We start from the raw sequence: 26,272 nt of genomic DNA, 5'->3' as shown, positions 1-26,272 counted from the left end.
GATGACCACCGACATCTGGGTGAACGAAACCCTCTATGCCGGCTGGGGCCAGCGCTTCCGCGTCGTGCGGGAGCTCGCCCGCACCCGCTCGGAATTCCAGGACATCCTGATCTTCGAGTCAGAGACGCATGGCCGCGTCATGCTGCTCGACGGCGCCGTGCAGATCACCGAGATGGATGAGTTCGTCTATCAGGAGATGCTGACGCACGTCCCGCTCCTCGCCCATGGCGAGGCGAAGCGCGTCCTCATCATCGGTGCCGGCGACGGCGGCGTCCTCCGCCGCGTCCTCCAGCACCGCAACGTTGAGCGCGCGGTGATGGTGGAGATCGACGGCGAGGTCATCCGCCTCGCTAAGGAGTTCCTGCCGAACATCGCCGGCGACGCCTGGAACGACCCGCGCGCGGAAGTGCTGGTGGCCGACGGCATCGACTACGTCCGCCGCACCGAGGCCGGCTCCTTCGACGTCGTCATCGTGGACAGCACCGACCCCGTCGGCGTCGGCGAGGCCCTCTTCACCGACGAATTCTACGCGAACACCGCCCGCCTCCTGACGGATCGCGGCCTCGTCGTGAACCAGTGCGGCGTCCCCGCCATGCAGGCCGAGGAACTCGCCGAAACCTCGCTCCGCCGCGCGAAGTCCTTTCCGGACATCCACGCCTATGTCGCGGCGGTGCCCACCTATGTCGGCGGCCTGATGACCCTTGGCTGGGCCGCGAAGGACGCCTCCATGCGCGCGATCGCCCCGGAAGAAATCCGGCGTCGCGCAGAATCGGCCGGCATCCTCGGCACGACCGGCTACTGGACGCCGGAAATCCACGCGGGCGCTTTCAACCTGCCGCCCTACATCGCGAAGCACCTGCCTCAGAAGGTCTGAGCCAGGGGCTGTGCCTTTCGGCCGCCGCGCTCCACCGGTTCCCCATCTAGCCGTCCCCGGCGCGTCATGCGGCGTGCGGGATGGATCGGGAACGCGGGGACGCGGCGGCCGTAACCCTATTGGCTCGCGAAGCCCTGCACGAGGCTCGCCGAGACCAGGCGCCAGCCATCGACCATCACGAAGAAGATGATCTTGAAGGGCAGCGCCACCACGCTCGGCGGCAGCATCATCATGCCCAGCGACATCAGCAGCGAGGCCGCCACCAGGTCGATCACCAGGAACGGCAGGAACATCAGGAAGCCGATCTCGAAGCCACGCTTCAGCTCGCTCACCATGAAGGCGGGCACCAGCGCCCGCCACGGTGTCGCCTCCGGCCCTGCCGGCGCCGGCAACTGCGCGAGGTCGAGGAACAGCGCGAGATCCGAATCCCGCGCATTCGCCGCCATGAACTTCCGGAACGGCTCCGCCGAGGCCGAAAGCCCGTCCAGCTCCGCCATCTGCCCCGCGAGCATCGGCTGCAATCCCTGCGCCCAGGACGCCTCGATCACCGGCTGCATGACAAAGAAGGTCAGGAACAGCGCCAGCCCGATCAGCACCGGGTTCGGCGGGATCCCCTGCGCCCCGATCGCGCTCCGCAACAGCGACAGCACGATGACGATCCGCGCGAAGGCCGTCGCCATCACCAGCAGGGAAGGGGCCAGCGACAGCAGCCCGATCATCGCCGTCAGCTGAACCAGCCGCGCCGTGCTCCCCGAACCCGAGCCGCCGAGATCGAGCGAGACCGACTGCGCCACCGCCGCCCCCACGGGCAGCAGCACGAACCCCGCGATCAGAGCCAGCCGACGAAGACGTCCTGCGGCCCGCCCGTCAGCACCAGCGCCTCGCGCCCGTCCACCCGCAGGATCACGGCGCGACGGCGCGGATCGATCGCCGTCGCCTCCACCACCCGCACCCGGCGCGGCCCCGAGGCCGCCATCCCGCCCCGCCGCGCCAGCCGCGCGACCAGCCAGAGCAGGCCCAGCACCACGGCCAGCGCCCCGGCCGCGCTCACCCACTGCCCCATCGCCTCGTTCATGCCCGCCCCCAGGACCGGCCGCGGAAATCCGGCTCATCGCGCCCGAAGCTGGCCATGCAGCCCCTCCACCTGGCGAAGCAGGTCGGTAAGGGCAGGCCGCGCGGCGCGGCCCTCCTCCGGCGGCAGGGCGGCCACGGCGTCGCAGATGGCCGCGACCTCCTTGTCCAGTCCCCCAAGGTCGAGTGTCCGTCCCGTGATCAGGAGGACCTCTGCGAGGCTCAGCACGCCGTGCAATTCATCCACGGCGGCGAGAACGGCTTTTTGCGGCGTGCTCGTCATGCGGCAGAGTTTGCCGCCCCAACCCTTCCAAACCGTTAATGCCGCCCCGCGCCGCATCAAGCATCGGTTAACCAACCCGGCCGATAATGCCGGGCATGGACCGAACCACCCCTGCCGCGGCCAAAAGCCCGATGGAGCTCGCCGAGGCCCGCCTCCGCTGGCTTGACCGCCGGCAGGAGGTCCTCGCGCGCAACATCGCCAACGCCGACACACCGAACTACCGCGCGCGCGACCTCACGCCTTTCGCCGCCCAGCTCGCCCGCGCCACCGGCAGCCAGGGCATGGCCCGCACCAACCCCGGCCACCTCGTCGGCACCGGCAACGCCGCCGGCACCCGCCCCGATCCCGCGGCCGAGGTCTCGCCCGACGGCAACGCCGTCTCGCTCGACGAGCAGGCCATCAAGGTCGCCGACACCGATACCGCCCATTCCCTCGCGATGAGCCTTCATCGCCGCTGGGTGGGCATGTTCCGCACGGCCCTCGGCCGCAACGGATAGACCGTAAGGAAACCCGCGCATGGACATGGACAGGGCATTACGGATCTCCGCCGCCGGCATGGCGGCGCAGTCCACCCGCCTCCGCGTGGTGGCGGAAAACCTCGCCAACCGCGACAGCACCGGCGACACGCCGGGCGCCGACCCCTATCGCCGCCGCACGGTCAGCTTCGGCAACCACCTCGACCGCGCGACGGGCGCCCAGACCGTCTCCGTATCGCGCATCGGCCAGGCCCCCGGCGACTTCCCGAAGCGCTTCGACCCATCCAGCCCCGCCGCCGACGCCCAGGGCTACGTGAAGACACCCAACGTCGACAGCCTTATCGAGGTCATGGACATGCGCGAGGCCCAGCGCAGCTACAGCGCCAACCTCTCGGTGCTCGAAACCACGCGCGGCATGCTCACGCGCACGATCGAGTCGCTGCGCTGATGCCGGGCCCGATCGGCGCCGCCGCCGCTGCCGCCGCCTATCGCGGCGTGAACGCCACGCCCTCGGCGGGTGGGGGAGGGGAGGGCTTCGGCGGCGCCCTCAAGCGCGCCATCGAGGGGGCCGTCGACTCCAGTCGCCAAGCCGACGCCGCCAGCTCCGGCGCCCTCCTCGGCCAGGTCGGCGTCACCGAAACCGTCCTCGCCGTCACCCGCGCCGAGATGGCGCTGCAAACCGCCGTCGCCGTGCGGGACCGCGTGATCTCCGCCTACCAGGACGTCATGCGCATGCCGATCTAGCGCGCGCCCCGCCACCACCACCGCACGCACGAAGGCCAGGAGGGCCGAATGGACGTCGAACTCGTCGCGCAATCGATGCGCGACGCGATCTGGATCTGCCTGCAACTGGGCGCACCCCTGCTGATCGCGCTCCTCGTTGTCGGCCTCGCCGTCTCGGTCATCCAGGCCCTCACCCAGATCCAGGAAGCCTCGCTCGCCTTCCTGCCGAAGCTCGCGGTCACCGGCGGCGGCCTCCTCCTCCTCGGCCCCTTCATGGTCGAATCGCTCCGCGCCTGGACGGTCACGCTCTTCGACCGCATGGTCGCCCTCGGCGGCATGCCGTGACCGAGGCCGAGCTCCTCGCGGCCCTGCCCTCGCTCGCCTTCCAGGCCGTGCTCGTCCTCGCCCGCCTCGGCGCCGCCGCGATGATCCTCCCCGGCCTCGGCGAAAGCGACGTGCCCGCCCCGATCCGCCTGGCCATCGCCCTCGGCCTCGTGCCGCTCCTGCTGCCCGTCCTCGCCCCCACCCTGCCGCCGGCCCCGGACGACATCGCCACCACCGCCCGCCTCATCTCGCTCGAGATCGCGACCGGCCTCTGGATCGGCGGCCTCGCGCGCCTCCTCGCCCTTGCCCTCTCCGTCGCCCTCCAGGCCGGCGCCACCCTGCTCGGCCTCGCCAATATCCTCGTCCCGGACGCGGCGCTCGGCAGCGGCGCCTCCGCCCTCGGCCGGCTCGGCACCCTCGCCGCCGCCGTCCTCGTCCTCTCCACCGGCCTGCACGCGCTGCCGCTGCGCGCCCTCGCCGAGTCCTACACCCTCATGCCCCCCGGCGCCCCCTGGCCCGCCGCCGAGGCCGCGGGCGAACTGGCCGAGGCCGGCGGCGCCATGCTCGCTCTCGCGCTCCGCCTCGCCGCGCCCTTCGTGCTCGCCGCCGTCACCATCAACCTTGCCATGGCGCTCATCGCCCGCGTCGCGCCCTCCATCCAGGTCTTCTTTGTCGCGGCTCCCGGCCAGATCGTCGCCGGCCTCGCCCTTCTCGCCCTCCTCGCCCCTTCGCTGCTCGGTAGCTTCATGGTCGCGCTCCAGGCCGGCTGGTCCACCCTCCCGGGGCTTCGCTAATCCATGGCCGAAGAGGAAGGCGCCGACGCCGAGGACCGCCAGGGCCCACCCAGCGCCCGGCGGCTCGAGAAGGCGCGGGAGGAAGGCCAGGTCCCGAACTCGCGTGAGGCCTCGGGCTTCATGGCCCTCCTCCTCGCCGTCCTTGCCGCCGCCTCTGCCCTTCCCTCAATGGGCCGCGACCTCCTGCGCGCCCTCCGCGGCATCCTCGAGCGCGGCCACGAGCTCTCACCCCAGCAGGCGCTGGAACTCCTCCAGCCTTCCGCCCTCGTCCTCCTCCCCGTCCTCGCCGCCGCCGCGATCGGCGCCGCCGGCACCACGCTTCTGCAGACCCGCGGCCTCGTCTCCGCCCAGGGCCTCAAGCCACAATTCTCCCGCCTCTCCCCGATGTCCGGCTTCAAGCGCCTCGTCGGCATGGAGCCGCTGATCGAGTTCCTGAAAACGCTCCTCAAGATGGCCCTCGTCGGCGCCGCCATCTGGCACGCCGGCGCCGCGCCCGAGCTGCTGGAGACGCTGATGCACCAGCCCGCCTCGGCGCTCCTCTCCACCGTCGCCGATCAGGGCCTGCGCCTCGTCGCCGCCACCCTCGCCGCCTTCGCCCTCCTCGCCGCCGGCGACGTCTTCCTCGTCCATTTCCGCCATCTCCGCCGCCTGCGAATGAGCCGTGAGGAGATGAAGCAGGAAGCGAAGGACAGCGAGGGCGACCCGCATGTGAAGGGCAAGCAGAAGGCCATCCGCCAGCAGCGCGCCCGCCAACGCATGATGGCTGCCGTCCCCCGCGCCGCCGTCATCATCACCAACCCCACCCACTTCGCTGTCGCCCTCGGCTACGACGAGGGTTCCGCCTCCGCCCCGAAGATCCTCGCCAAAGGCGCCGACGAGGTCGCCGCCCGCATCCGCGAGAAGGCCCGCGAATCGGGCGTGCCCCTCGTCTCCAACCCGCCGCTCGCCCGCGCCCTCTTTAAGCTGCCGCTGGAGACCGAGATCCCGCCCGAGCACTACCAGGCCGTCGCCGAGATCATCGCCTTCGTCTGGCGCGCCCGCAGCAACAGGCCGCCCGTATGAGCCGCGCATGAGCCGCCCCCGCATAAGACTTGCACCCACCCCGCTGGACGCGCCCACCGCCCACGCTAGGCTGGCCCCCATGGCGGACGGCATCCGGAGAGCACTCGGACTTTCCCGGCCCGGCCCCGCGCCGGACGCGACCCTGCTCGCCCTCATCGACGCGCTCCCCCAGGGCGCCGCCCTGCTCGACGCGGCGAACACGCTCCTCCACGCCAACCCCGCCCTCCGCCGGATGCTCGGCCCCGCCGTCCCGCTGCGCCCGGGCACCCCCGCGCCTTCCCTCGCGGGCCTCGCGGCCCGCCCCGCCATCCTCCGCTGGCTCGAAAGCCCCGCCCCGGCAGCGCTGGAAGCCGAACTCGCCCAGCCCGAAGGCCAGCCCCCGCTCCTCGCTGCCCTCAACCTCTCCCCTCTCCCGGACGGCACCCGCATCCTCCTGGCCGAGGACCTCTCCGAGCGCGCCCGCGGCCGCGAGGGGGCCGCCGCCGGCGAGCGCCTGCGCACCGTCGGCCAGCTCGCCGGCGGCATCGCCCACGACATCAACAACCTTCTCTCGATCATCGTCTCCGCGGTGGACGTCGCCCGCCAGGCCGCGCCTCAAACCACGTCCGACCTCCAGCCCGCCCTCGACGCCGCCGCCCGCGGCGCCGCCCTCGTCCGTCGCCTCCTCGCCTTCGCCCGGCGCCAGCAACTCGAACCCCGCGTGGTCAGCCTCGACGACACCGTCGCTGCGATGACGCCCATGCTCCGCAGCCTCCTCGGCCCGCACATCGCCCTCGACCTCCGCCCCCACGCCCTCGGCCGCCGCGTCCGCGTGGACCCCGTCCAGCTCGACCAGGTCCTCCTCAACCTCGCGACCAACGCCCGCGACGCCATGGCCGCCCTACCCGAAGGCACCGCCCGCCTCACCATCGCCACCGACACCGCCGTCGCCCTCCGCGAGGAACCCGGCCTCCCCGACACCCTCCCCCCCGGCCGCTGGGTCGTCCTCGAAGTCACCGACAACGGGCCGGGCATGCCCCCCGAAACCCTCGGCCGCGTGGTCGAACCCTTCTTCACCACCCGCGCCGCCCAGGGCGGCACCGGCCTCGGCCTGGCAACCGTCCACGGCATCGTCCGCCAGTCCGGCGGCGCCCTCCAGATCGAGAGCCGCCCCGGCCACACCCGCTTCCGCATCGCCTTCCCCCGCCACGAGGGCGAGCCCGACCCAACTCCCCCCGCCCAGGCCACCCCTACGCCACCCCCGCGCCCCACCACCCGCCACATCCTCCTCGTGGACGACGAAGCCCCCCTCCGCCGCCTCTCCGCCGTCGCCCTCGAACGCGCCGGCCACAAGGTCACCCAGGCCGAGGACGGCGACACCGCCCTCGAACTCGTCGAAGCCGGCCTCGCCCCGGACGCCCTCATCTCCGACATCACCATGCCCGGCACCGACGGCATCGCCCTCGCCCGTGCCCTCCGCGCCCAGCGCCCGGACCTCCCCGTCATCCTCACCAGCGGCTACGCCGAAGCCGCCCTCGGCACCGACCTCACCCGCGACCTCTCCCCCGAACCACCGGCAACCGAAGGAGCAGGGCAGGGGAGGGACCCCCGCACCCCCACCCTCTTCCTCCCCAAGCCCTACCGCCCCGCCGACCTCGTCCAGGCCGTCGCCAACCTCCCCTGAATCGCCCTCTTTCCCCTTGCTTTTGGCGACCCTGAACATAATATGAACATCCTGGACCGGGGCGGCGTTTCACCTTGTGCACGCCCACCCCGGCCGGTTAACAAGCGCGTGAGGCGGTGGTGTAACTCACCATCCACTCATCCGCCGGTGGCACGCGAGCCGTCCACCGAACGCAAGGGGCTACTTCCACAATGGAAAAGAACAAGGCTCTCGAGGCCGCTCTCTCCCAGATCGAGCGCTCCTTCGGGAAGGGCTCCATCATGCGGATGGGCGGAAAGCAGATTAACGAGGACGTCGAGGTCGTCTCCACCGGCTCCCTTGGCCTCGACCTGGCCCTCGGCATCGGCGGCCTCCCCAAGGGCCGCGTCATCGAGATCTACGGCCCGGAATCCTCGGGCAAGACCACCCTCGCCCTCCAGTGCGTCGCCGAAGCCCAGAAGAAGGGCGGCACCTGCGCCTTCATCGACGCCGAGCACGCCCTCGACCCCGGCTACGCCCGCAAGCTCGGCGTGGACGTGGACAACCTCCTCATCTCCCAGCCCGACGCCGGTGAGCAGGCGCTGGAAATCGCCGACACCCTCGTCCGCTCCGGCGCCATCGACGTGCTGGTGATCGACTCCGTCGCCGCCCTCGTCCCCCGCGCCGAACTCGAGGGCGAGATGGGCGACAGCCACGTCGGCCTCCACGCCCGCCTCATGTCCCAGGCGCTGCGTAAGCTGACCGGCTCCATCGCCCGCTCCAACTGCATGATGATCTTCCTCAACCAGATCCGGCTGAAGATCGGCGTCATGTTCGGCAACCCGGAGACGACCACGGGCGGCAACGCGCTGAAGTTCTATGCCTCCATCCGCATGGAAATCCGCCGCATCGGCCAGATCAAGGACCGCGAGGAAGTCGTCGGCAACCAGACCCGCGTGAAGGTGGTGAAGAACAAGATGGCCCCGCCATTCCGGCAGGTCGAGTTCGACATCATGTACGGCGAGGGCGTCTCCAAGGTCGGCGAGCTCATCGACCTCGGCGTCAAGGCCGGCGTGGTCGAGAAGTCCGGCGCCTGGTTCTCCGCCGACAGCCAGCGCATCGGCCAGGGCCGCGAGAACGCCAAGCAGTTCCTCCGCGACCACCCCGAGCTGGCGGAGTCCATCGAGAAGCGCATCCGCGACCAGGCCAACCAGGTCGCCAACGCCATGATGGTCGCCCCGGACGCCGAGGAAGCCGCCGCCGCGGCGGAATGAGTATAATAGCGAATCGGGAGTGTACCAGATCGATCCAGTTTTAATTCAAAAATCTTCTTGACCGAGCTGAGTGCATCCTGTCAGCCTTCAAATGGCCTTGCAGACGCTGGCAAGAGCTGCTGGAGGATAAACACATGGAACCCGAGAATTTCCAGAATATCATTGATGAAGTGCTGGCGGAGGCTGATCCTTGCCTTCAGTCTCCAGAATGTACTTTGGATGATGTTGGTGATAGCGAATAGTGTGTCGAAAACAAACTAGAGGGCACGCCTTAACGGGCGTGCTTTTTTTTCATGAAAAGTCCTGCCCTCGCTAGCATACCACAAAGCATTGTTCAGGAATGCTTGACGCATCTTAAAGCTCACTGCGTGACCAATCTAAGCTCGATACCGCATGATCGATTAGAGTTGCTTCTCAGAAGCCGTGTTGAAACCTTCCTCTCCGATCAGACGAACTGTCTTAGGCAACTCAGCTCGGATGGTGATGGACTGATTTCCGTGGATCTATGCGTCCCGGAGAACCTCCCAGGCGCCGAACAGATTATACTGAGTGCATCTTTGTTCCAACTCGTGAACTCCTGTCTTTTTGAGAGCACCTTAGAGTCGAAAAGTAAGCTCCCGTTTACCATTTACAAAAGTTCTGCAGACAACAGAACTGCCATGAAAAATGCTGGAATCAAGTTCTATTCACCTGACGAAAAACTCGGATTTCATAACGACGTCATCGCTCGCCGGAACGGCTTCCATATTCCGAAGTACGTTAGCTTGATGAACCTTTTTGTTGGGTATAAAGATCCTGGAAATTTTATATATGTCCATAAAAGGGAATGCCCCGAGCTTCGGCGAATCACAGAAAAAGGCTCAGGAAAGAAATTCAAATTTCGCCCCACTCCCGTTGTTTATCAAAGTCAGCTTGATGCGCCCCTTGAGCCGGAGGCCTTCACTGAAGTAACGGCATTCTGGGAAACTTCTGACGGCGAGATCTACGCGTTTAGTAATGGAGAGCTGATGGGGAAAGACGAAGAGGGTTCACAGCTTCTTGCGGATATGCAATCAGCACTGCTTGCATGTGAGCGCCGGATCCAAGCGCCGCAAACCCTCTTTCGCGCCCAGATCTTCAGGAATGATTTGGGCTTCCATTCACGCGACATATTCAAGGATCAGTTTGTCTTCGAGGGAGCGACTAGACTGTTCTTGCGGGCAGTCTCAAAGGAGGCGGTCGTAGTTCCATGATGCGTAAGGCTCGACAGGCAGTCAGTATCAATTTAGACGGCAGCCTAGAGCGGTCCTCGCCTTGGAAACCACTTCGAAACCAGCGGTTGCTCGATCTGTCGAAAGTAGGCGGTGCCTTACTCTACTTGTTCGTCACCGTCTCAGTTGGAGCACAAGAGTTACGGATCGGCTTGGCTGCCGCCCCGACAAGTTTTGATCCGCACTTTCATGCTCACGCACCCAGCCTCGCTCTTCACCAGCATGTCTTCGAGTCGTTAATTGAGCGGGACGCCTCTGCAAATTTAATTCCCTCCTTGGCAGAAAGTTGGAGCCCTTTGGCAGACGGATTGGGTTGGGAAGTTGTACTTGACCGCCGTGCACGCTTTAGTACTGGGGAGCCGGTGCGTTCTGCCGATGTCGCCGCAAGTCTTGCTCGTGTAGCAACTATACCTAGTAGCCCCGGACGTCACCAACTTGACCTTACTTCTGTAGTCGTTCTAGATGAATTGCGGCTTCAACTCCGAACAGCATCCCCGTCGCCGCTCTTGCCGACACTTCTGCCTGCAGTCCTAATCGTACCACACCAAATTGCTCAGAACGCCGCAACTGCCGATTTCAACCGCTTGTTCGCTGCGGTCGGTAGTGGGCCGTATAGGGTAGTTGGATATCGGAACGGTGAGGGGGCTACGTTGGAACGCAACGATAGCTGGTGGCGGGGTATAGCGAAGTGGAACAGAGTTACATTTAAAGTTTTAAGTGCGGACGCTTCGCGTGTTGCTGCACTTCGATCAGGAGACGTCGACGCTGTCGAGGCCGTGCCTCCTCGCGATTTCCAAATTCTGGCTCGGGATAGCCGCTTTGCTGTCCACAGGCGGACAGGGTTCAGGCTGCTGTTCCTAGTTATGGATCAGGCTAGGGCAATCTCTCCTGACATCCGTGCTCCAGATGGAAGGAATCTGCCGGTCAATCCTTTGCAGGATCGTCGTGTTCGGCAAGCTCTCTCCTCTGCGATCAATCGAGACGCTTTGGTGCACCGAATTATGGACGGGCAAGCGACTTCGGCCGGTCAGTTTTTGCCGGATGGTGCGCCGGGGTATGATGCAGCTATCGCACCTGACAAATTCGAACCAGAGGAGGCGAGACGGCTCTTGCGGGACGCTGGATGGCCGGATGGATTGCGGATCATTCTCGCCGGCCCGTCGGACCGCTACGTTAACGACGACCGGGTGTTGCAGGCTGTGGCGCAAATGTGGGAGCGCATCGGAATAAAGACCGAGGTTGATGCTGTTCCGTCAGGTGTTTTCTTTTCCAGGCTCGCACGTGGAGATTTCAGCGCCGCCTTATACGGTTGGTCGCACGCGTCTGGCGAGCCGAATACCTATTTCGAGGGCCTACTCGCTACACCGGATAGGCGGCGTGGGAGGGGAGCTGCTAATTTTTTAAGCTATTCTAATGCAGCCCTTGACCAGATAATTGAGCGGGCGCTTGTTACGACAGATCAGTCGCAGCGTCTGGACCTCTGGTCAATGGCAACAAAGGCGGCTTTTCGTGATCAGATAGCTCTGATTCCGCTATATCATCAGGTTAACACATGGGCAACAAAACGCGATCTAAATTATGCGGCGCGCGCTGACGAGTTCACACTGGCAGACCAGTTTTACACCAGTCCGCCTCCCTGAACTTGCAACTTTCGCGATGTGGTTTTCGCCGTTGCTGCTCTGCATCAACGGTTCCGTGCCCGCTTGCGTCCTGGAGCTGTTCTCACTATTATAAAGTGTAGAGTTGAGGATGGCGCTGATGTACGCGACTTCGGACGATATTAGGGGTACGTTTCTTAAGTATTTTGGGAGAACTGGGCATTCAGTAGTTCCTTCGAGCTCGCTGGTTCCGACCAACGATCCTTCTTTGCTTTTTACTGCTGCTGGCATGGTGCAGTTTAAAAACGTCTTTACCGGCGCCGAGCATCGTCCCTACAGTCGAGCCACCACGGCTCAGAAGTGCCTCCGCGCCGGCGGCAAGCACAACGATCTCGACAACGTCGGCTACACCGCCCGCCACCACACCTTCTTCGAGATGCTGGGTAACTTCTCCTTCGGCGACTACTTCAAGGAACAGGCCATCCACCACGCCTGGACCCTGCTCACGAAGGACTTCGCGCTAGACCGCGAAAAGCTCCTCGTCACCGTCTACCACGAGGACGACGACGCGGCCGCCCTCTGGAAGAAGATCGCCGGTCTCCCCGAAGACCGCATCATCCGCATCGCCACCAGCGACAACTTCTGGCGCATGGGCGACACCGGCCCCTGCGGCCCCTGCTCCGAAATCTTCTACGACCACGGCCCGGGCATCCCCGGCGGCCCCCCCGGCTCCCCCGATGAGGACGGCGACCGCTTCATCGAGATCTGGAACCTCGTCTTCATGCAGTTCCTCGAGCAGCCGGCCGGGGTCCGCAACCCCCTCCCGCGCCCCTCGATCGACACCGGCATGGGCATGGAACGCTTCACCGCGATCATGCAGGGCGTCCACGATAACTACGACACCGACACCTTCCGCGCGATCATCCTCGCCTCCGCCGAGGCCACCAGCCAGGACCCCGACGGCCCCTTCAAGGCCAGCCACCGCGTCGTCGCCGACCACCTCCGCTCCGGCGCCTTCCTCATCGCGGAGGGCGTCCTCCCCTCCAACGAGGGCCGCGGCTACGTCCTCCGCCGCATCCTCCGCCGCGCCATGCGCCACGCCCACATGATGGGCGCCCGCGACCCCCTACTCCCCCGCTTGGTCCCGGTCCTCAACCGCCAGATGGGCGCCGCCTACCCCGAACTCGTCCGCGCGGAATCCCTGATCACCGAAACCCTCCGCCTGGAAGAAACCCGCTTCCGCCACCTCCTCGAACGCGGCCTCGGCCTCCTCGCCGAGGAAACCGCGAAGCTCGGCGACCGCCAGCCCCTCCCGGGCGACATCGCCTTCCGCCTCTACGACACCTTCGGCTTCCCCCTCGACCTCACCCAGGACGCCCTCCGCGCCGAGGGCCGCCCCGTGGACACCGAGGGCTTCGAGACCGCCATGGCGGAGCAGCGCCGCCGCGCCCGCGCCGCCTGGTCCGGCACCGGCGACGCCGCCACCGAAACCCTCTGGTTCGACATCAAGGAACGCCTCGCCACCGGCACCGAGTTCCAGGGCTACACCACCGAGCGCGCCGAGGCCTCGATCCTCGCCATCGTCGCCGACAACAAGGAAGTCACCGAGGCCCCCGAGGGCACCGAAGTCTCGGTGGTCCTCAACCAGACCCCCTTCTACGCCGAGTCCGGCGGCCAGGTCGGCGACGCCGGCCTCATCACCGGCCCCGACAATCTACAAATCGCCATCCGCGACACCCAGAAGAAGCTCGGCCTCTTCATCCACATCGGCATCGTCCAGCACGGCACCGCCAACACCGGCGCCCCCGTCCTGGCGGAGGTCGCCCACCACCGCCGCAGCGCCATCCGCGCCCACCACAGCGCCACCCACCTCCTGCACGAGGCCCTGCGCCGCCGCCTCGGCGACCACGTCGCGCAGAAGGGCAGCCTCAACGCCCCCGAGCGCCTGCGCTTCGACGTCTCCCAGCCCACCCCCATGTCCCCCGAGGATCTGCATTGGGTGGAGCAGGAGGTGAACGCCCGCATCCGCGAGAATGCGGAAGTCACCACCCGCCTGATGACCCCCGAGCAGGCCGTCGAGGCCGGCGCCATGGCCCTGTTCGGCGAGAAATACGGCGACGAGGTCCGCGTCATCGGCATGGGCCACGACCCCGAGGCCACCTCCCGCCACGGCGTCTACAGCCTGGAACTCTGCGGCGGCACCCACGTGAACCGCACCGGCGACATCGGCATCTTCAAGATCGTCGGGGAGAGCGCCGTCGCCGCCGGCGTCCGCCGCGTGGAAGCCGTCACCGGCCCCGCCGCGCTCGCCATCGTCGAGGAGGAGGAGCGCCTCCTCCGCGAGACCGCCGCCGCCCTCAAGGTCCCCGCCCACGAGGTTCCCGCCCGCATCACCGCCCTCCTGGAGGACCGCCGCAAGCTCGAGCGCGAGATCGCCGACCTCCGCCGCAAGCTCGCCACCGGCGGCAGCGCCTCCGAGGTCGAAGAACTGGCCGGCCTCCGTGTCTCCCTCCGCGACCTCGGCGAGGTCCCGCCCCGCGACCTGAAGGGCCTGGCGGAAGCCATCCTCAAGGGCGGCACCGCCGACGTTGTCGCCCTCGTCTCCTCAGCGGAAGGCAAGGCGAGCATCGTCGTCGCCGTCGGCGAGGCCGCGAAGGGCAGGGCGGACGCCGTCACACTCGTCCGCGCCGCCTCGGCCGCGGTCGGCGGCAAGGGCGGCGGCGGTCGCCCGGACATGGCCCAGGCCGGCGGCCCCGAGGGCGGCAAGTCGGCCGAGGCCCTGGCCGCCATCCGCGGCGCCCTGGCGGCGTGACGCGAGGGGCGGGTTCCCCCGGCGAAGCCGAGGCGGACCTGCCGCATCCCCACGAAGCCCGGGCCGAAAGGCACCGGGCGGCTCGCCTCAGCCCACGGCTTCGGGGCAGAGCGGCTCGCCGGCCTGCTCGGCGAGGCCGCGGAGGACCTGCGCCAGCGCGTCCTCGAGCTGGCGCAGCAGCGTCGTCGCCTCCGCTGCATCGAATTCGGAGACCACGATCTGGTCGGGCATGTCGTGCACCAGGACGACGCGGCCGGGGAGGGAGAGGGCTCGGAAATTGCTCATGGGGCGAGGTTAGCGCCCTCTCACCGCATCTTCACAGTCCCGTGATCAACCTCAGTGAAACTGTTGCGCGGAGTCCACATCCGTGTTCTGCCGGGGGAACTGCCCGCACCTCACATCCATTCGGGCGAGGGCAGGTCCCGGAAGGTCTGCCGCATCCGGCTGGACCAGCCGTTTCGCAGCGCCGCGAAATACGGGTCGTCGGCGGCGATGCGGCGCACGGCGGGTGTCTCGAAGCGATCCTTGCGGAGCACCAGCAGGTCAAGCGGCAGCCCGACCGAGAGATTGGTGCGCACCGTGTCGTCCATGCTGACGAGCACGAGCTTCACCCCGTCCTCCAGCGGCGTGTCGTGGGTCAGCACCCGCGTGATGATGGGCTTGCCGTACTTGTGCTCCCCGATCTGGAGGAAGGGGGTATCCGCCGTGGCCTCGATGAAGTTGCCGGCGGAGTAGACGAGGAAGAGGTGCGCGTCGTCCCCGCGGATCTGCCCGCCGATGAGGAAGGAGGCGGTGAAGGAGAGGCCTTGTGCCTTCAGCGCCGCCCCGTCCGCCGCGTAGACGGCTCGCACGGCCGCGCCGACGAGCTGGGCGGCGCGGAACATGGTGGGGACGGTGAGGAGGGTCTGCATTTCGCCGTCAAGCAGCACGCCCTCCTGCAGGCGGTTCCAGACGGCCTGGGTGATGCCGAGGTTCCCCGCCGAGAGGAGGCCGAAGCTGCGGTCCCCCTCCACCCCCGCCGTGTAGAGCTTGGAGAAGGTGGAGATGTTGTCGACGCCCGCGTTGGTGCGGGTATCGCCGAGCATCACGAGGCCATCCCTCAGGAAGAGGCCGACGCAATAGGTCATGGTGCCGGGCTCCCCGCCGCCGCGCCGGGGCAACACGCGGCGCGGCACTTCGTTTCCGCGGGCCTCTCGCCCGGCTGCGCGGCGGTGGAGGGGGCGGGGCCGCGAGGGCCCCTTCCTAGCCGACGAGGAAGCACTTCCCGATGGAGACGCCGAGATGAGTGTTGCCCTCGATGACCTCGCTTAGCAGGCTCTTCAGGCCGCCATCCATCAGGCGCGCGGGGGTCTGCGCCACGCAGCGGCCGCGCAGCGCCGCGGCCAGGCGGCGGCAGGAGACGCGGTCCTCTCCCTCGGACATGGCGAGGACGCTGAGGATGTCGTTCACCTCCTCGTAGCAGGCGGTGACGGAGCGCGGGTGCTCGGGGCGCATCAGCAGCAGCTCCACCACGCGCGCCGGGCGCAGGCGGTCGCGGTACATATGCTGGTAGGCGCGCAGCGCCGAGACGGAGCGGAGCAGGCCCTGCCACTGGACGTGGTTCGCGGGGTCCTCCTCTGCCCCGGCGCCGAAGGCATCGCTGCGGGAGGCGAGGAGGCGGGCGGTGTTGTCCGCGCGCTCGAGCATCGTGCCGAGGCGGACGAAGCGCCAGGCGTCGTCCCGCAGCATGGTGTCCATGGCGGCGCCGTTGAACAGGACGGCGCGGGACATCACCCAGTCGAGGAAGCCCATCAGGCGGTCCCCGCCGGCATCGCCGGGGTCGAGCTTGCGGAGGTCGATCCAGCTGTCGTTGACGGCCTCCCACATGTCCACGGTGAGCGCGGTGCGGACGGCGCGGGCGTTGCGACGGGCGGCCTCGAAGCAGGCGGAGATGGAGGAGGGGTTGAGGGTGTCGAGCGTCAGCCAGCGGGCGGCGCCGTCGGGCGTCGGCTCGCCGTAGAGCTCCGTGTAGTGGGCGCCCGTGCCGGTGGCGGCGAGGAGGCCGGTCCATTCCGCGCTCTCCGTCCCGCGCGGGGCGGCGAGGGCCGCCATGCGCAGAGAGACGTTGAGGCCGCGCGCGACGTTGCCGGCGCGCTCCATGTAGCGGCCGAGCCAGAAGAGGCTGTCGGCGGTGCGGGCGAGCATCAGCGGGTGTTCCCGTTATCGGGCTTCGCGAAGGATTGGGTCATGCCGCCCATGCTCTGGGTCATCCCGCCCGCCTCCATGGATTGCGACATGGGGCGCGTATCGTCCTCCAGCACCCAGGTGTCCTTCGTGCCGCCGCCCTGGGAGGAGTTCACGACGAGCGAGCCCTCCCGCAGGGCGACGCGGGTGAGGCCGCCGGGGACCATGCGGACCTGGTCCCGCCCGAAGAGGACGAAGGGGCGGAGATCGACGTGGCGGGGCGCCATGCCGCCGGCGACGAGGGTGGGGACGGTGGAGAGGGCGAGGGTGGGCTGGGCGATGTAGTCGGCCGGGCGCTCGCGGATGCGGGTCTCGAAGAGGGCGCGCTCTTCCGGGGTGCTGTGGGGGCCGACGAGCATGCCGTAGCCGCCGGAGCCGCGGGCAAGCTTCACCACCAGCTCGCCGAGATGGGCGAGGACGTATTCGCGCTCCTCCTCCCGCTCGCACATGTAGGTGGGGACGTTGTTCAGGATCGGCTCCTCCGAGAGGTAGAAGCGGATCATCTCGGGGACGAAGGGGTAGACCGCCTTGTCGTCGGCGATGCCGGCGCCCGGCGCGTTGGCCAGGGTCACGCGGCCCGCGAGGTAGGCGCGCATGAGGCCGGGGACGCCGAGGGTGGAGTCCTCGCGGAAGGCGAGGGGGTCGAGGTACTCGTCGTCCACGCGGCGGTAGATGACGTCCACGCGGCGCGGGCCGGCGGTGGTGCGCATGAAGACCGTGTCGTCCCGCACGAAGAGGTCGGCGCCCTCCACGAGTTCCACGCCCATCTCGTCGGCGAGGAAGGAGTGCTCGTAATAGGCGGAGTTGAAGGGGCCGGGGGTGAGGACGACGACCGTCGGCTCGGCGGCGCAGGCGGGGGGTGCGAGGGACTTGAGGGTGACCAGCAGTTCCTCGGGGTAGTGGCCGACCGGTGCGATGCGGTGGGAGGCGCAGAGGCCGGGGAGGAGGCGCATCATCGCCTCGCGGTTCTCCAGCATGTAGGAGACGCCGGAGGGGACGCGGCAGTTGTCCTCGAGCACGAAGAACTCGTCGGCGGCGGTGCGGACGAGGTCGATGCCGGAGATGACGGTGTAGACGCCGCCCGGTGGGGTGAAGCCCTCCATGGCCGCGCGGTAGCCCTCGTTCTTGAGGACGAGGTCGGCGGGGATGAGGCCCGCTTCCAGGATGCGGCGCGGACCGTAGACATCGGCGAGGAAGGCGTTGAGGGCGCGGACGCGCTGCTCCAGCCCGCGCTTCAGGCCCTCCCACTCCTCGCGGGCGATGATGCGGGGGATGACGTCGAAGGGGATGAGGCGCTCGGGGTCGCCGCCTTCCGTGTAGACGGCGAAGGTCACGCCGATGCGGCGGAAAAGGATCTCGGCCTCTCGGCGCTTGGCCTCCAGCGCCTGGCCGCCCGCCGCCTCAAGGTAGCGCGCGATGCCCGCATAGGGGGCGCGCACCCTTCCTTCCTCATGCATCTCGTCGAAAGCCGGCACCCTGTCCCCCCTCTTGCTGCGGCCGGGACGGGCCGCTGCGCCATGGTTGCAGCAAGTCGCGTGCCGGGGGAGGGGGGCGGGCGCATGGCGGCCCGGTGAGAGCCCAGGTCGCGTTATCGTGCGGAAGGGGGGTGAAGGCGGCGCTTGCAGGCGTTGTTCATGTTATGTTCACTTCTGTCCATGCGATACGTCCATGCCGCAACCCGACCCCTGATCCCGAATGATGCCCTGCGCGAGGCCATGCTGGCCTTCGTCGTCGCCTTTCCCGCCTTCTGGGCGATCGGCGAGGTGGCGGTGGCGCTGGGATACTGAGGCGCTGGTGACTCCGGGCGGGAGAATGAGTTCCCTACCCGAACCCCCCCTCATTTTTCTTCCCTTGTTTGGGATTGTTATGGCGGGTGCGCCTTGGGTCATGAACCCGAGGCGACGGCACGCGAAGGACGGTTCAGCGGTAGCCGGAAACGGGACCAGGGACCTCACCCGTCATCCTCCGGATCCTTCCCCGGCCGTCCCGTGACGTGGCGCCAGTGGTGCCAGAGGAGCCGGGCGGCGAGGGAGCGGTAAGGCGCCCAATCCTCGGCCAGGGCGGTCAGGGCGCGCGGCGCCGGGCGGGCGGGCAGGGCGCGGAGGTTGGCGAGGGAGGCGGCGAGGGCGAGGTCGCCTTCGGGGAAGATGTCCGGCCGGTCCTCGGCAAAGAGGAGGTGGACCTGGGCGGTCCAGCGGCCGAGGCCGCGGATTTCGGAGAGGTGGGCGACGGCTTCGGCGTCGGTCATGGACGGGATCGCACCGAGGCGGAGCTTGCCTTCGAGGATGGCGGCCGCGAGGGCGCGGGCGTGGGCGGCCTTCGGGCGGGAGAGGCCGCCGATGCCGCAAAGCGCAGCGTCGTCGAGCGCGAGGAGGCCGGCGGGGTCGAGGGCGCCGGGGAGGGCCCGCAGGCGGTTCCAGATAGCCTGGGCAGCCGTGTTGCTGATCTGTTGGCCGCAGATGGCGCGGAGAAGGCCGGGAAAGCCGGGGGCGCGGCGGCGCCAGGGCAGCGGGCCGGCCGCGAGGGGCACGGCGTGCAGGACCGGATCGGCCCGCGCGAGGGCGGCGAGCCCTGCGGCGGCCCATGCGGGGTGGTTCGTGCTGTCCAGGGACATGTGGGGGTGAGGTGAACGGCGGCGGGTGCCGCGACAAGGGGGGATGCGATCCTCCCGCCGCCGTTCCTGCGACGATGCCCTGGGGGTTTGGGGGGAAGGGCACCGCCGTTGCCCCCTATCTGGCACGCCGGGGCGCCCGTTGAAGGCGCGATCCCGTGATGGTGAAACGGCCGGAAACGGGCGGCCGTTCCGACATGGATTGTAACAAGTCGGCCCGCGACATGGCCCCTGGGCACGCTATGTAACGGGCATGGAAACCGCACCGCACATCCTCGTCGTGGACGACGACCGTGAGATCCGGGAGCTGCTGGCGCGGTTCCTGGAGAAGCAGGGATTTCGCGTGACGACCGCGCGGGAGGCGCGGGAGGCGCGGCGCGCCTGGCCGCTCGGGCGATACCACATCGTGGTGCTGGATCTGATGATGCCCGGCGAATCGGGCCTCGACTTCGCGCGCTGGCTGCGATCGCAGTCCGACGTGCCGATCGTCATGCTCACCGCCATGGGCGAGGAGACGGACCGGATCGTGGGGCTGGAGCTGGGCGCGGACGACTACGTGGCCAAGCCCTTCAACCCGCGGGAGCTGCTGGCGCGGATCCGCGCGGTGATGCGGCGCGCCCACGGCGAGGGGCCGCGGCGGGACCCGCTGCCGAGCGCCATCCGCTTCGGCGGCTGGGTGCTGGAGCCGCAGCGGCGCCGGCTGCTGAACCCGGATGGCGCGGAGGTGCCGCTGACGGGGGGCGAGTACGAGCTGCTGACGGTCCTGGTGGAGCGGCCGAACCGGGTGCTGACGCGCGACATGCTGATGGACCTGCTGCGCGGGCGGCAGGCGGGGCCTTTCGACCGGGCGATCGACGTGGCGGTTTCCCGGCTGCGGCGGAAGCTGGAGGATGACGGGCGCAACCCCAGCCTGATCAAGACCGTGCGCGGCGGCGGCTATGTGCTGGCGGCCGACGTGGAGCGGGCGGCCTGATGCGGCGCCCGCCGCATCCTGCACGATGAGAGGTATCTTGCGGCGCTTCCTGCCCTGCACGCTGGCGGCGCGGACGGCGGTGTTCCTGCTGCTCGCGCTCATGGCCGTGCAGGCGGCGGGACTGACCATCCACGCGCTGGACCGGGTGGACCTGCAGCGCGCGGCGATGGAGCGGGAGACCTCCGCCCGCGTGTTCACGCTCTGGCGCAGCATGGTGATCAACCCCCCGGACCGGCGGGCCGTGATGCTGGCCGAGATGGAACTGCCGGAGGGACTGGAGGCAGGGCTGGATTCCCTGCCCTGGGTACGGTCGGGGATGCTGCCGGCGCCGCCGCCCGTGCTGCGAATGGTCCGGCCGGAGATCCTTCTGGGCGGGCCGCCGCGCTGGCGGGCTCGGGAAGTGCAGGCGGGAATGGGCTTCGGGACGCTCTATGTCTCGGCGCTGCTGCCGGACGGCTCGCAATGGGTGAACGTGAAGCTGCGCATGCCGCCGCTCCGGCCCTGGCATTCCGAGACCTTCCTCATCGCCTTCCTGCTCATGACGGCGGCGGCGGCGCTGCTCATCGTCTGGGCGACGCGGCGGCTGACGCGGCCCGTGAGCGACCTGGCGCGGGCGGCCAATGCGCTGGGGCGCGACGTGAACGCGCCGCCCATGCCGGAGGACGGGCCGCTGGAGGTCGCGACCGCGGCGCGCGCCTTCAACACCATGGCCGAGCGCATCCGGCGTTTCGTGGGGGACCGCACGCAGATGCTGGCCGCGATCGGCCACGACCTCCGGACGCCCATCACGCGGCTGAAGCTGCGCGCCGAGTTCATGGAGGACGAGGAGCAGCGCGCGAAGATGCTGTCGGACCTCGAGGAGATGGAGGCGATGGTGAACGCGACCCTTGCCTTCGCGCGGGACGACGCGGCGGCCGAACCGTCCGTGCCGCTCGACCTCGCGGCGCTCTGCCGCACGGTGCTGGACGAGGCGGCGGATGCGCGGCCGGACGCGCCAGCGGAGACCTTCGCCTATGAGGGGCCGGAGCGGCTGACGGTGCGCGGGCGGCCGATCGCGCTCAAGCGGGCGCTGGCGAACCTTGTCGCGAACGCGTTGAACTACGGCAACGCGGCGCGCGTGGTGCTGGTGCCGCCCCAGGGCGGGCAGATCCAGCTTCGGGTGGAGGACGAGGGGCCGGGTATCCCCGAGGAAAGCCACGAGGCGGTGTTCCAGCCCTTCCGCCGGCTGGAGACGAGCCGCAACCGCGAGACCGGGGGCGTGGGGCTCGGCCTGCCAATCGCGCGGAACATCCTGCGGGCGCATGGCGGGGACGTGGTGCTGAGGAACCGGCCGGAAGGCGGGCTGCTGGCGGTGGCGACGCTGCCGGCTTGAACAGTCCGCGCGGGTGACTCCGGGGGAGAGAACGAATTCTCCCCCCCCCCCAGCCCCCGCTCATCTTTTTCTTCGAGTTGGGGGTGCTTCGCGGCCGGTGCGCCTCGGGTCCAAGACCCGCGGCGACTGCCCCTTCAGGAAGGTTCCGCGAAAGCCAACTGGGGGGTCAGGGGCCGCGGCGCCGGTCAGTCCTGCGCGAAAGGCTTCGGGCGGAGCCGCGTAAGGTGGTCCTCCGCCGCGCTCTCGCCGATGCGGCCGCGGTGGTAGTCGCGCTGCCAGCCCTGGGCGCGGGCCTCGCTCCCCGGTTCCTTCAGGCCCGCGTTGAAGCCGGCGCGGGAGGCGGACCAATCGCGGTAGGCGGCGTCCAGCGCGGGGTCGTCCGCGATGGGGCGGAGGCGGGGTTCCACGCGGGGGATGAGGTCTCGCGGGACGGGGAAGAGGAAGCAGACGGGCTCGCCGGGGGCGAAGCGGACGGGGTGGCGCGGTCGGGTGAAGCGCCAGTTCATGGTGAAGGTGGCGGGGGACCAGTCGGTCTCGACGATGCCGGTCAGGGGGTAGATCCCGTCCTTCGGCAGGTTGGGCGGGCCGGAGACCCAGAGGCTGATGCCGGGGTCGGTGCGGAAGACGAGGTCGATGTGGAAGGTGAGGATCCCGGAGCCGAAATGGCTGACCGGGGTGGGCCGGCCGGGCCGCTCGGCGCGGATGGTGATGTCCCCGGGGATGGGGCCGCCGTTCCACCAGGCCTCGAAGCCGCCCTCGCCGACGACCTCCCAGCCGTGGGCGTTCGCGATGGTCAGCGGCAGGCAGCGATTGGCGAAGCTCTGCGGTGTGGCGTCCATCCAGTCCCGCCGCGCGGGGGCGGGGCGGAGGGTGGGGGCCGGGCCGCCGAGGCTGTGGGCGGTGAGGCGGAGCGGTGGCTCCTCCTCGGGCACGGCCGGGCGGCTCAGCGGGCGGTGCAGCGCTTCAGGGGGCTCGGGAACTCGGCGCAGTTGGGAAAGACGATCTCGTTCGGGCCGCGGCGCTCGACGCGAAGGTTGTTCGGGTTCGCGCAGCCGAAGGCGCTGTCGGGCGGCAGGCGGCCGCCCAGCGGCGGGATGGCGGCGGCGGGGGGCGCCATGCGGAACTCGACGGCGTCGGGGCCGCCCGAGACGGTCTCGATCAGGCGCTGGCGGTAGGGCACCTCCAGCACGGAGACGCGCATGATGACGTCGCGGGTGAAGATGACGGTGGGCTGGGCGGCGCAGTTCGCGCCCTCGGTTTCCGTGGCGGGGTAGATGCCGCCGGTCCAGCTTCCGAAGAGCCAGGCATGCGGGGCGGCCTGGGCCTCCGGCTGCTGCGCGTCCGCCGCGGCCAGGGGGGCGGCGAGCGCCGCGACCATGACCCACTTCATCCAGTTCCGCCGCATGCTACGCCCCTTGAGTCGGATAGTGGGCCGCAGGAAAGGGGAGGACGCGCGCCGTGTCCACCCCGTGCCCCCTTTGTTTCAGCAGGGCGCGGTTCAGGCCGCCGCGAGGAGGAGGGCCGCGTGCTCGGCCGGCTTCACCTTGCGCCAGATGGCCTCGACCGTGCCGTCGGCGGAGACGAGGAAGGTGCTGCGCTCCATGCCCATGTATTTGCGGCCATACATGGATTTCTCGACCCAGGCGTCGTAGGCCGCGGCGAGGGACTGGTCGGCGTCCGAGGCGAGGGTGAAGGTGAGGCCGTATTTCTTCGCGAAGGCCTCGATCTTCTTCACGGGGTCGGGCGAGACGCCGATGACGGTGATGCCGGCCTTCTCCAGGGCGGCGAGGTTCTCCTGCACGCCCTGGGCCTGGACGGTGCAGCCGGAGGTGTCGGCCTTCGGGTAGAAATAGAGGGCGTAGCGGCGGCCGCGCAGCAGGGCGGCGCTGACACGCTTGCCGCCCGCGGCCGGCAGGTCGAATTCCGGCGCCTTGTCACCAACCTCGATCATGCGGCCCCCCGTACTGGCAGCGGCCCGAGGCGGCGCTCGAAGGCCGAGCGAACCGTGGCCGCAACGTCGCGCATCTGCCCGCGGAGCGCGGGGAGGTCAACGGGCGGCGTCTCGCAGGCAGGGGCGAGGGCGCGGAGCAGGGCGTGGGCGGAGGCGGGGGGCAGCGCCTCGGTCCGCACGCTGCCGACGGTCAGGCGAAGGAGGGATTGGAGGCCGCGCCAGAAGCGCTCCGCCCGGATCAGCGCGGCCGCCTCGTCCGCATCGAGCAGGCCGGCGCGGGCGAGATTGGCGAGAGCGTCGCGCGTGCTGGGGGCGAGGATGCGGGGATGGGTGGCGGCGTGGGCGCATTGCAGGGCCTGGGCGATGAATTCCACCTCCACCAGGCCGCCGGGAATGGCCTTCACGTCCCAGGGGCCCTCGGGTGGCAGGTCGCGGATCATGCGGGCGCGCATGGCGATGGCGTCCGCGACCGCCTGGGGGCCGGCATGGGCGATGAGGGCGCCGCGGCAGCACTCGGCGATGCGCTTGCGCAGGGCGGGCGGCCCGGCGACGGGGCGGGCGCGGGTGAGGGCCATCCGCTCCCAGGTCCAGGCTTGGCCACCGCCCTCCTTCGGGCCGTGGTAGCGCTCGAAGGCGGCGATGCTGGCCGCGACGGGGCCTTTGTTGCCGGAGGGGCGGAGGCGCATGTCCACCTCGTAGGGCTTGCCCTCGGCGCCCGGGGCGGTGAGGGCGGCCACGAACTGCGCGGCGAGGCGAGCGAAGTAGGTGGGCACCGCGAGGGGTTTCGGGCCGTCGCTCTCGGTCGCGTCCTCGGCGTGGTCGTAGATGAGGACGAGGTCGAGGTCCGAGCCCGGCAGCATCTCCCGGCTCCCAAGCTTGCCCATGCCGACGACGGCCATCGCCCCGCCGGCGACCTTGCCGTGGCGCGTGGCGAAGTCCTTCGCGACCTGGGGGAGGAGGCAGGAGATGGCGGCCTCCGCCAGCTCGGCGCGGGCGATGCCGGCGGCGTCCACGTCGAGCGCGCCTTCGAGCGCCGCGACATCCACCTCGAAGCGGCCTTCCGTGACCATGCGGCGGACGGATTCGAGCGCTTCCTCGTAGTGGCGCGCGGCGCCGACGAGGGCGGGGATGGCCGACGCTGCCTGGCCCGTGCCGCCGGCGAGTAGGCCCTCGAGCGCGGAGGGGTCGCGGGCGAGGTGGTCGGCGAGGGCAGGCGCGGCGCCGAGGACGCCGGCGATCCGGTCCAGCAGGGCGGGGTTGCGGTGCAGGAGGCTGAGCACCTGCACGCCCGCCGGCAAGCGGTCCAGCAGGGCATCGAGCCGGGCGAGGGCCGCGTCGGGCTCGCGCTGGCGGGCGAAGGCGGCCAGCAGGGCGGGCATGAGGGCCGTCAGCAGTTCTCGCGCGCGGGAACTGCGGGTGCCGCGGCGGTGGCCGTGATGCCAGGCGCGGATCATCGCGGAGATGCCGGTCGGGTTCGCGAAGCCCATGGCGTGCAGGGTTTCGAGCGTCGCCGGGTCGTTCTCGGGGCCGGTGAAGACGAGGTTGCCGCCCTCGAAGCCCTCGCCGGGCGGGAGGCTGAGGGGCGGTCCGGCCTCGAACTGGCGGGAGTACTGGCCGGCGACGCGGCGCAGATGGCCGGTGAGAGCGGCGGAGAAGGCCTCCGTGCTGTCGAAGCCCATGAAGGAGGCGATGCGGGTGAGGCCGTCCGGGTCCTCGGGCAGGCGGTGGGTCTGGCGGTCGGCGACCATCTGCAGGCGGTGCTCGACGTCGCGGAGGAAGACATAGGCGTCGGCCAGCTCGGCCGCGGCGCGCCGGTCCATGCGGCCGGCGGCGGCGAGCGCCACGAGGGCGCCGAGGGTGGTGGGGTCGCGCAGGCTGGGGTCTCGCCCGCCCCAGATGAGCTGGGCGACCTGGGCGGTGAACTCGATCTCGCGGATGCCGCCGCGGCCGAGCTTCACGTCGTGGCCGGCGACCGCGATCTCAGACCCCGCGCCGCGTTTGCTGCCGTGGACGGCGTGGATCTGGCGCTTGATCGAGTGGATGTCCGCGATCATCGCGAAGTCGAGGTGGCGGCGCCAGACGAAGGGGCGGATCTCCGCCAGGAAGCTTTCGGCCAGGGCGCGGTCCCCGGCGACGGGGCGGGCCTTGAGCATGGCGGCCCGTTCCCAATTCTGGCCGAAGCTCTCGTAATAGGTGATCGCCGCCTGTATCGAGACGGCCAGCGGAGTCGCGGCCGGGTCCGGACGGAGGCGCAGATCAGTCCGGAAGACGTATCCCTCCGCCGTGCGTTCCTCCAGCAGCCGCACGAGGTCGCGCGCCAGGCGCACGAAGGTGCCCTGGGCCGTGTCCGGATCGATGGCGGCGGCCGGATCGAAGAGGACCATCAGATCGACGTCGGAGGAGTAGTTCAGCTCGCGCCCGCCGAGCTTGCCCATGCCGAGGACGACGAGGCCCGAGCCCTTGCTGGCGCTCCGGGCGTCGCGCTTCGCGGCGTTGGGCAGGGCGATGTCGCCACGCGCCGCGGCCTCCCGCAGGAGGTGGGCGCAGGCGAGGTCGATGCAGGTCTCGGCGAGGGTGGAGAGGGCGCCGGTCACCTGGTCGAGGCTCCATTCGCCCGTGAGGTCGGCGGCGGCGACGATGAGCGCGGCCTGGCGCTTCGCCTGGCGCAGCACGGCGCCGAGCTGGGTGAAGCTCGCGCCCGGATCGGCGCGGCCGAGGGGGTCGAGGGCGGCGGCGAGAGCCGCGTCCGCCCCGCGCTCGGCCATGCGGAGCAGCGTCGTCGCCTCGCGCAGCGCGAGGTCGGCGAGGAAGGGGCTGTGGCCGCCGAGCGCGCCGAGGAGCGCGCTGCCGGCGGGCGAGGCGGCATAGGCGGCCTCGGCGGCCCCGCGCGCGACGAAGTCCTCCCTCAGGCGGTTCGCGGAGGCCTCGTCGAAAGGTGGCGGGGGCCGACGGCGGCTGGCATCGTTTTCGGACATCTCCC

Annotated in this window: 27 protein-coding genes; 15 read left to right on the top strand and 12 right to left on the bottom strand. The window is 69.6% G+C overall.

All coding sequences use genetic code 11. The features are described 5' to 3' along the window. Nucleotide 1: 1 nt before the first annotated feature. Entirely contained in the window at nucleotides 2–874 is an 873-nt protein-coding gene (gene speE / locus BO39_RS07065; RefSeq protein WP_043831523.1) for a polyamine aminopropyltransferase, read from the top strand. Nucleotides 875–990: 116 nt separating this feature from the next. Here the strand turns inward: speE and fliP are convergent, their stop codons facing one another. Genes fliP through BO39_RS07050 form a run of 3 tightly spaced genes read right to left on the bottom strand, consistent with a single transcriptional unit; the run spans nucleotide 991 to nucleotide 2,228 of the window. Next, on the bottom strand, nucleotides 991–1,692 hold the full coding sequence (fliP, locus tag BO39_RS07060) for a flagellar type III secretion system pore protein FliP (protein WP_342666313.1): 702 nt from the start codon (nucleotides 1,690–1,692) through the stop codon (nucleotides 991–993). Between the two features lie 11 nt (nucleotides 1,693–1,703). Beyond that, on the bottom strand, nucleotides 1,704–1,949 hold the full coding sequence (locus BO39_RS34290; protein ID WP_052401712.1) for a FliO/MopB family protein: 246 nt from the start codon (nucleotides 1,947–1,949) through the stop codon (nucleotides 1,704–1,706). Between the two features lie 33 nt (nucleotides 1,950–1,982). Next, nucleotides 1,983–2,228 (bottom strand): hypothetical protein, encoded by a 246-nt coding sequence (locus BO39_RS07050; RefSeq protein ID WP_043831377.1) that lies wholly within the window; start codon nucleotides 2,226–2,228, stop codon nucleotides 1,983–1,985. 95 nt (nucleotides 2,229–2,323) lie between these two features. Between BO39_RS07050 and flgB the strand changes: the two genes are divergently transcribed. From flgB to alaS, 11 genes are all read left to right on the top strand, one after another. Next, nucleotides 2,324–2,725 carry a flagellar basal body rod protein FlgB gene (flgB, locus tag BO39_RS07045; protein WP_169742734.1) on the top strand — a complete coding sequence of 134 codons (402 nt, stop codon included), beginning with the start codon at nucleotides 2,324–2,326 and terminating at the stop codon, nucleotides 2,723–2,725. Between the two features lie 19 nt (nucleotides 2,726–2,744). Continuing rightward, a complete protein-coding gene (gene flgC, locus BO39_RS07040) occupies nucleotides 2,745–3,152 on the top strand; it encodes a flagellar basal body rod protein FlgC (RefSeq protein ID WP_043831375.1) in 408 nt (135 codons plus the stop codon). Continuing rightward, a complete protein-coding gene (gene fliE / locus BO39_RS07035; RefSeq protein ID WP_043831374.1) occupies nucleotides 3,152–3,448 on the top strand; it encodes a flagellar hook-basal body complex protein FliE in 297 nt (98 codons plus the stop codon). Before flgC ends, fliE begins: the two co-directional genes overlap by 1 nt. A gap of 48 nt (nucleotides 3,449–3,496) precedes the next feature. Beyond that, nucleotides 3,497–3,772 carry a flagellar biosynthetic protein FliQ gene (locus tag BO39_RS07030; RefSeq protein WP_043831372.1) on the top strand — a complete coding sequence of 92 codons (276 nt, stop codon included), beginning with the start codon at nucleotides 3,497–3,499 and terminating at the stop codon, nucleotides 3,770–3,772. Next, the gene (locus tag BO39_RS07025; RefSeq protein WP_043831370.1) at nucleotides 3,769–4,545 is read left to right on the top strand and encodes a flagellar biosynthetic protein FliR; all 777 of its coding nucleotides are present in this window, start codon (nucleotides 3,769–3,771) and stop codon (nucleotides 4,543–4,545) included. Before BO39_RS07030 ends, BO39_RS07025 begins: the two co-directional genes overlap by 4 nt. 3 nt (nucleotides 4,546–4,548) lie before the next feature. Next, a complete protein-coding gene (locus BO39_RS07020) occupies nucleotides 4,549–5,607 on the top strand; it encodes an EscU/YscU/HrcU family type III secretion system export apparatus switch protein (protein WP_043831368.1) in 1,059 nt (352 codons plus the stop codon). Between the two features lie 7 nt (nucleotides 5,608–5,614). Then, entirely contained in the window at nucleotides 5,615–7,270 is a 1,656-nt protein-coding gene (locus BO39_RS07015; protein WP_245615004.1) for an ATP-binding protein, read from the top strand. A gap of 191 nt (nucleotides 7,271–7,461) precedes the next feature. Further along, on the top strand, nucleotides 7,462–8,502 hold the full coding sequence (recA, locus tag BO39_RS07010) for a recombinase RecA (RefSeq protein ID WP_043831367.1): 1,041 nt from the start codon (nucleotides 7,462–7,464) through the stop codon (nucleotides 8,500–8,502). Between the two features lie 407 nt (nucleotides 8,503–8,909). Then, nucleotides 8,910–9,734 (top strand): hypothetical protein, encoded by an 825-nt coding sequence (locus tag BO39_RS32480; RefSeq protein WP_156963547.1) that lies wholly within the window; start codon nucleotides 8,910–8,912, stop codon nucleotides 9,732–9,734. Continuing rightward, entirely contained in the window at nucleotides 9,731–11,392 is a 1,662-nt protein-coding gene (locus tag BO39_RS30935; RefSeq protein WP_084697917.1) for an ABC transporter substrate-binding protein, read from the top strand. Before BO39_RS32480 ends, BO39_RS30935 begins: the two co-directional genes overlap by 4 nt. A gap of 118 nt (nucleotides 11,393–11,510) precedes the next feature. Beyond that, on the top strand, nucleotides 11,511–14,162 hold the full coding sequence (gene alaS / locus BO39_RS07005) for an alanine--tRNA ligase (RefSeq protein WP_043831362.1): 2,652 nt from the start codon (nucleotides 11,511–11,513) through the stop codon (nucleotides 14,160–14,162). A gap of 87 nt (nucleotides 14,163–14,249) precedes the next feature. On the opposite strand, the gene BO39_RS07000 is transcribed toward alaS, so the two are convergent. From BO39_RS07000 to BO39_RS06985, 4 genes are all read right to left on the bottom strand, one after another. Beyond that, a complete protein-coding gene (locus tag BO39_RS07000; protein WP_043831360.1) occupies nucleotides 14,250–14,447 on the bottom strand; it encodes a hypothetical protein in 198 nt (65 codons plus the stop codon). 110 nt (nucleotides 14,448–14,557) lie between these two features. After that, the gene (locus BO39_RS06995) at nucleotides 14,558–15,337 is read right to left on the bottom strand and encodes a proteasome-type protease (RefSeq protein WP_342666312.1); all 780 of its coding nucleotides are present in this window, start codon (nucleotides 15,335–15,337) and stop codon (nucleotides 14,558–14,560) included. A gap of 67 nt (nucleotides 15,338–15,404) precedes the next feature. Continuing rightward, nucleotides 15,405–16,346 carry an alpha-E domain-containing protein gene (locus tag BO39_RS06990; protein WP_043831358.1) on the bottom strand — a complete coding sequence of 314 codons (942 nt, stop codon included), beginning with the start codon at nucleotides 16,344–16,346 and terminating at the stop codon, nucleotides 15,405–15,407. Next, on the bottom strand, nucleotides 16,346–17,860 hold the full coding sequence (locus BO39_RS06985; protein WP_052401710.1) for a circularly permuted type 2 ATP-grasp protein: 1,515 nt from the start codon (nucleotides 17,858–17,860) through the stop codon (nucleotides 16,346–16,348). Before BO39_RS06985 ends, BO39_RS06990 begins: the two co-directional genes overlap by 1 nt. A gap of 159 nt (nucleotides 17,861–18,019) precedes the next feature. On the opposite strand from BO39_RS06985, the gene BO39_RS32475 reads away from it, so the two are divergent. Beyond that, on the top strand, nucleotides 18,020–18,172 hold the full coding sequence (locus tag BO39_RS32475) for a hypothetical protein (protein WP_156963545.1): 153 nt from the start codon (nucleotides 18,020–18,022) through the stop codon (nucleotides 18,170–18,172). Between the two features lie 164 nt (nucleotides 18,173–18,336). On the opposite strand, the gene BO39_RS06980 is transcribed toward BO39_RS32475, so the two are convergent. After that, nucleotides 18,337–18,999 carry a DNA-3-methyladenine glycosylase family protein gene (locus tag BO39_RS06980; RefSeq protein ID WP_043831356.1) on the bottom strand — a complete coding sequence of 221 codons (663 nt, stop codon included), beginning with the start codon at nucleotides 18,997–18,999 and terminating at the stop codon, nucleotides 18,337–18,339. A 250-nt stretch (nucleotides 19,000–19,249) separates the two neighbouring features. Here BO39_RS06980 and BO39_RS06975 point away from each other — a divergent pair, with 250 nt between their 5' ends. Continuing rightward, nucleotides 19,250–19,969, top strand: coding sequence for a response regulator (locus tag BO39_RS06975; RefSeq protein ID WP_043831354.1), 720 nt, complete (start codon nucleotides 19,250–19,252; stop codon nucleotides 19,967–19,969). A 37-nt stretch (nucleotides 19,970–20,006) separates the two neighbouring features. After that, nucleotides 20,007–21,341, top strand: a complete 1,335-nt coding sequence (locus tag BO39_RS06970) for an ATP-binding protein (RefSeq protein ID WP_342666311.1) — start codon at nucleotides 20,007–20,009, stop codon at nucleotides 21,339–21,341. Nucleotides 21,342–21,526: 185 nt separating this feature from the next. Here BO39_RS06970 and BO39_RS06965 read toward each other — a convergent pair whose 3' ends face one another. From BO39_RS06965 to BO39_RS06950, 4 genes are all read right to left on the bottom strand, one after another. After that, nucleotides 21,527–22,273 (bottom strand): DUF6065 family protein, encoded by a 747-nt coding sequence (locus tag BO39_RS06965; RefSeq protein WP_043831350.1) that lies wholly within the window; start codon nucleotides 22,271–22,273, stop codon nucleotides 21,527–21,529. A gap of 11 nt (nucleotides 22,274–22,284) precedes the next feature. Next, a complete protein-coding gene (locus BO39_RS06960) occupies nucleotides 22,285–22,746 on the bottom strand; it encodes a hypothetical protein (RefSeq protein ID WP_052401709.1) in 462 nt (153 codons plus the stop codon). A 93-nt stretch (nucleotides 22,747–22,839) separates the two neighbouring features. Further along, a complete protein-coding gene (gene bcp, locus BO39_RS06955) occupies nucleotides 22,840–23,292 on the bottom strand; it encodes a thioredoxin-dependent thiol peroxidase (protein ID WP_043831347.1) in 453 nt (150 codons plus the stop codon). Further along, nucleotides 23,289–26,267, bottom strand: coding sequence for a bifunctional [glutamine synthetase] adenylyltransferase/[glutamine synthetase]-adenylyl-L-tyrosine phosphorylase (locus BO39_RS06950; protein WP_043831346.1), 2,979 nt, complete (start codon nucleotides 26,265–26,267; stop codon nucleotides 23,289–23,291). Before BO39_RS06950 ends, bcp begins: the two co-directional genes overlap by 4 nt. Nucleotides 26,268–26,272: the final 5 nt, after the last annotated feature.

Origin of the sequence: Roseomonas aerilata DSM 19363, from assembly GCF_000711725.1 — a bacterium.
Lineage (GTDB): Bacteria > Pseudomonadota > Alphaproteobacteria > Acetobacterales > Acetobacteraceae > Roseomonas > Roseomonas aerilata.
This window is presented reverse-complemented; position numbering and strand designations above follow the sequence as displayed.

Excerpts from the sequence above, each read along its gene's own strand:
- speE (WP_043831523.1), top strand. The coding sequence starts at position 2 with ATGACCACCGACATCTGGGTGAACGAAACCCTCTATGCCGGCTGGGGC.
- BO39_RS34290 (WP_052401712.1), bottom strand. The coding sequence starts at position 1,949 with ATGAACGAGGCGATGGGGCAGTGGGTGAGCGCGGCCGGGGCGCTGGCC.
- BO39_RS07050 (WP_043831377.1), bottom strand. The coding sequence starts at position 2,228 with ATGACGAGCACGCCGCAAAAAGCCGTTCTCGCCGCCGTGGATGAATTG.
- flgB (WP_169742734.1), top strand. The coding sequence starts at position 2,324 with ATGGACCGAACCACCCCTGCCGCGGCCAAAAGCCCGATGGAGCTCGCC.
- flgC (WP_043831375.1), top strand. The coding sequence starts at position 2,745 with ATGGACATGGACAGGGCATTACGGATCTCCGCCGCCGGCATGGCGGCG.
- fliE (WP_043831374.1), top strand. The coding sequence starts at position 3,152 with ATGCCGGGCCCGATCGGCGCCGCCGCCGCTGCCGCCGCCTATCGCGGC.
- BO39_RS07030 (WP_043831372.1), top strand. The coding sequence starts at position 3,497 with ATGGACGTCGAACTCGTCGCGCAATCGATGCGCGACGCGATCTGGATC.
- BO39_RS07020 (WP_043831368.1), top strand. The coding sequence starts at position 4,549 with ATGGCCGAAGAGGAAGGCGCCGACGCCGAGGACCGCCAGGGCCCACCC.
- BO39_RS07015 (WP_245615004.1), top strand. The coding sequence starts at position 5,615 with ATGAGCCGCCCCCGCATAAGACTTGCACCCACCCCGCTGGACGCGCCC.
- recA (WP_043831367.1), top strand. The coding sequence starts at position 7,462 with ATGGAAAAGAACAAGGCTCTCGAGGCCGCTCTCTCCCAGATCGAGCGC.
- BO39_RS30935 (WP_084697917.1), top strand. The coding sequence starts at position 9,731 with ATGATGCGTAAGGCTCGACAGGCAGTCAGTATCAATTTAGACGGCAGC.
- alaS (WP_043831362.1), top strand. The coding sequence starts at position 11,511 with ATGTACGCGACTTCGGACGATATTAGGGGTACGTTTCTTAAGTATTTT.
- BO39_RS07000 (WP_043831360.1), bottom strand. The coding sequence starts at position 14,447 with ATGAGCAATTTCCGAGCCCTCTCCCTCCCCGGCCGCGTCGTCCTGGTG.
- BO39_RS06990 (WP_043831358.1), bottom strand. The coding sequence starts at position 16,346 with ATGCTCGCCCGCACCGCCGACAGCCTCTTCTGGCTCGGCCGCTACATG.
- BO39_RS32475 (WP_156963545.1), top strand. The coding sequence starts at position 18,020 with ATGTTATGTTCACTTCTGTCCATGCGATACGTCCATGCCGCAACCCGA.
- BO39_RS06980 (WP_043831356.1), bottom strand. The coding sequence starts at position 18,999 with ATGTCCCTGGACAGCACGAACCACCCCGCATGGGCCGCCGCAGGGCTC.
- BO39_RS06975 (WP_043831354.1), top strand. The coding sequence starts at position 19,250 with ATGGAAACCGCACCGCACATCCTCGTCGTGGACGACGACCGTGAGATC.
- BO39_RS06960 (WP_052401709.1), bottom strand. The coding sequence starts at position 22,746 with ATGCGGCGGAACTGGATGAAGTGGGTCATGGTCGCGGCGCTCGCCGCC.
- bcp (WP_043831347.1), bottom strand. The coding sequence starts at position 23,292 with ATGATCGAGGTTGGTGACAAGGCGCCGGAATTCGACCTGCCGGCCGCG.
- BO39_RS06950 (WP_043831346.1), bottom strand. The coding sequence starts at position 26,267 with ATGTCCGAAAACGATGCCAGCCGCCGTCGGCCCCCGCCACCTTTCGAC.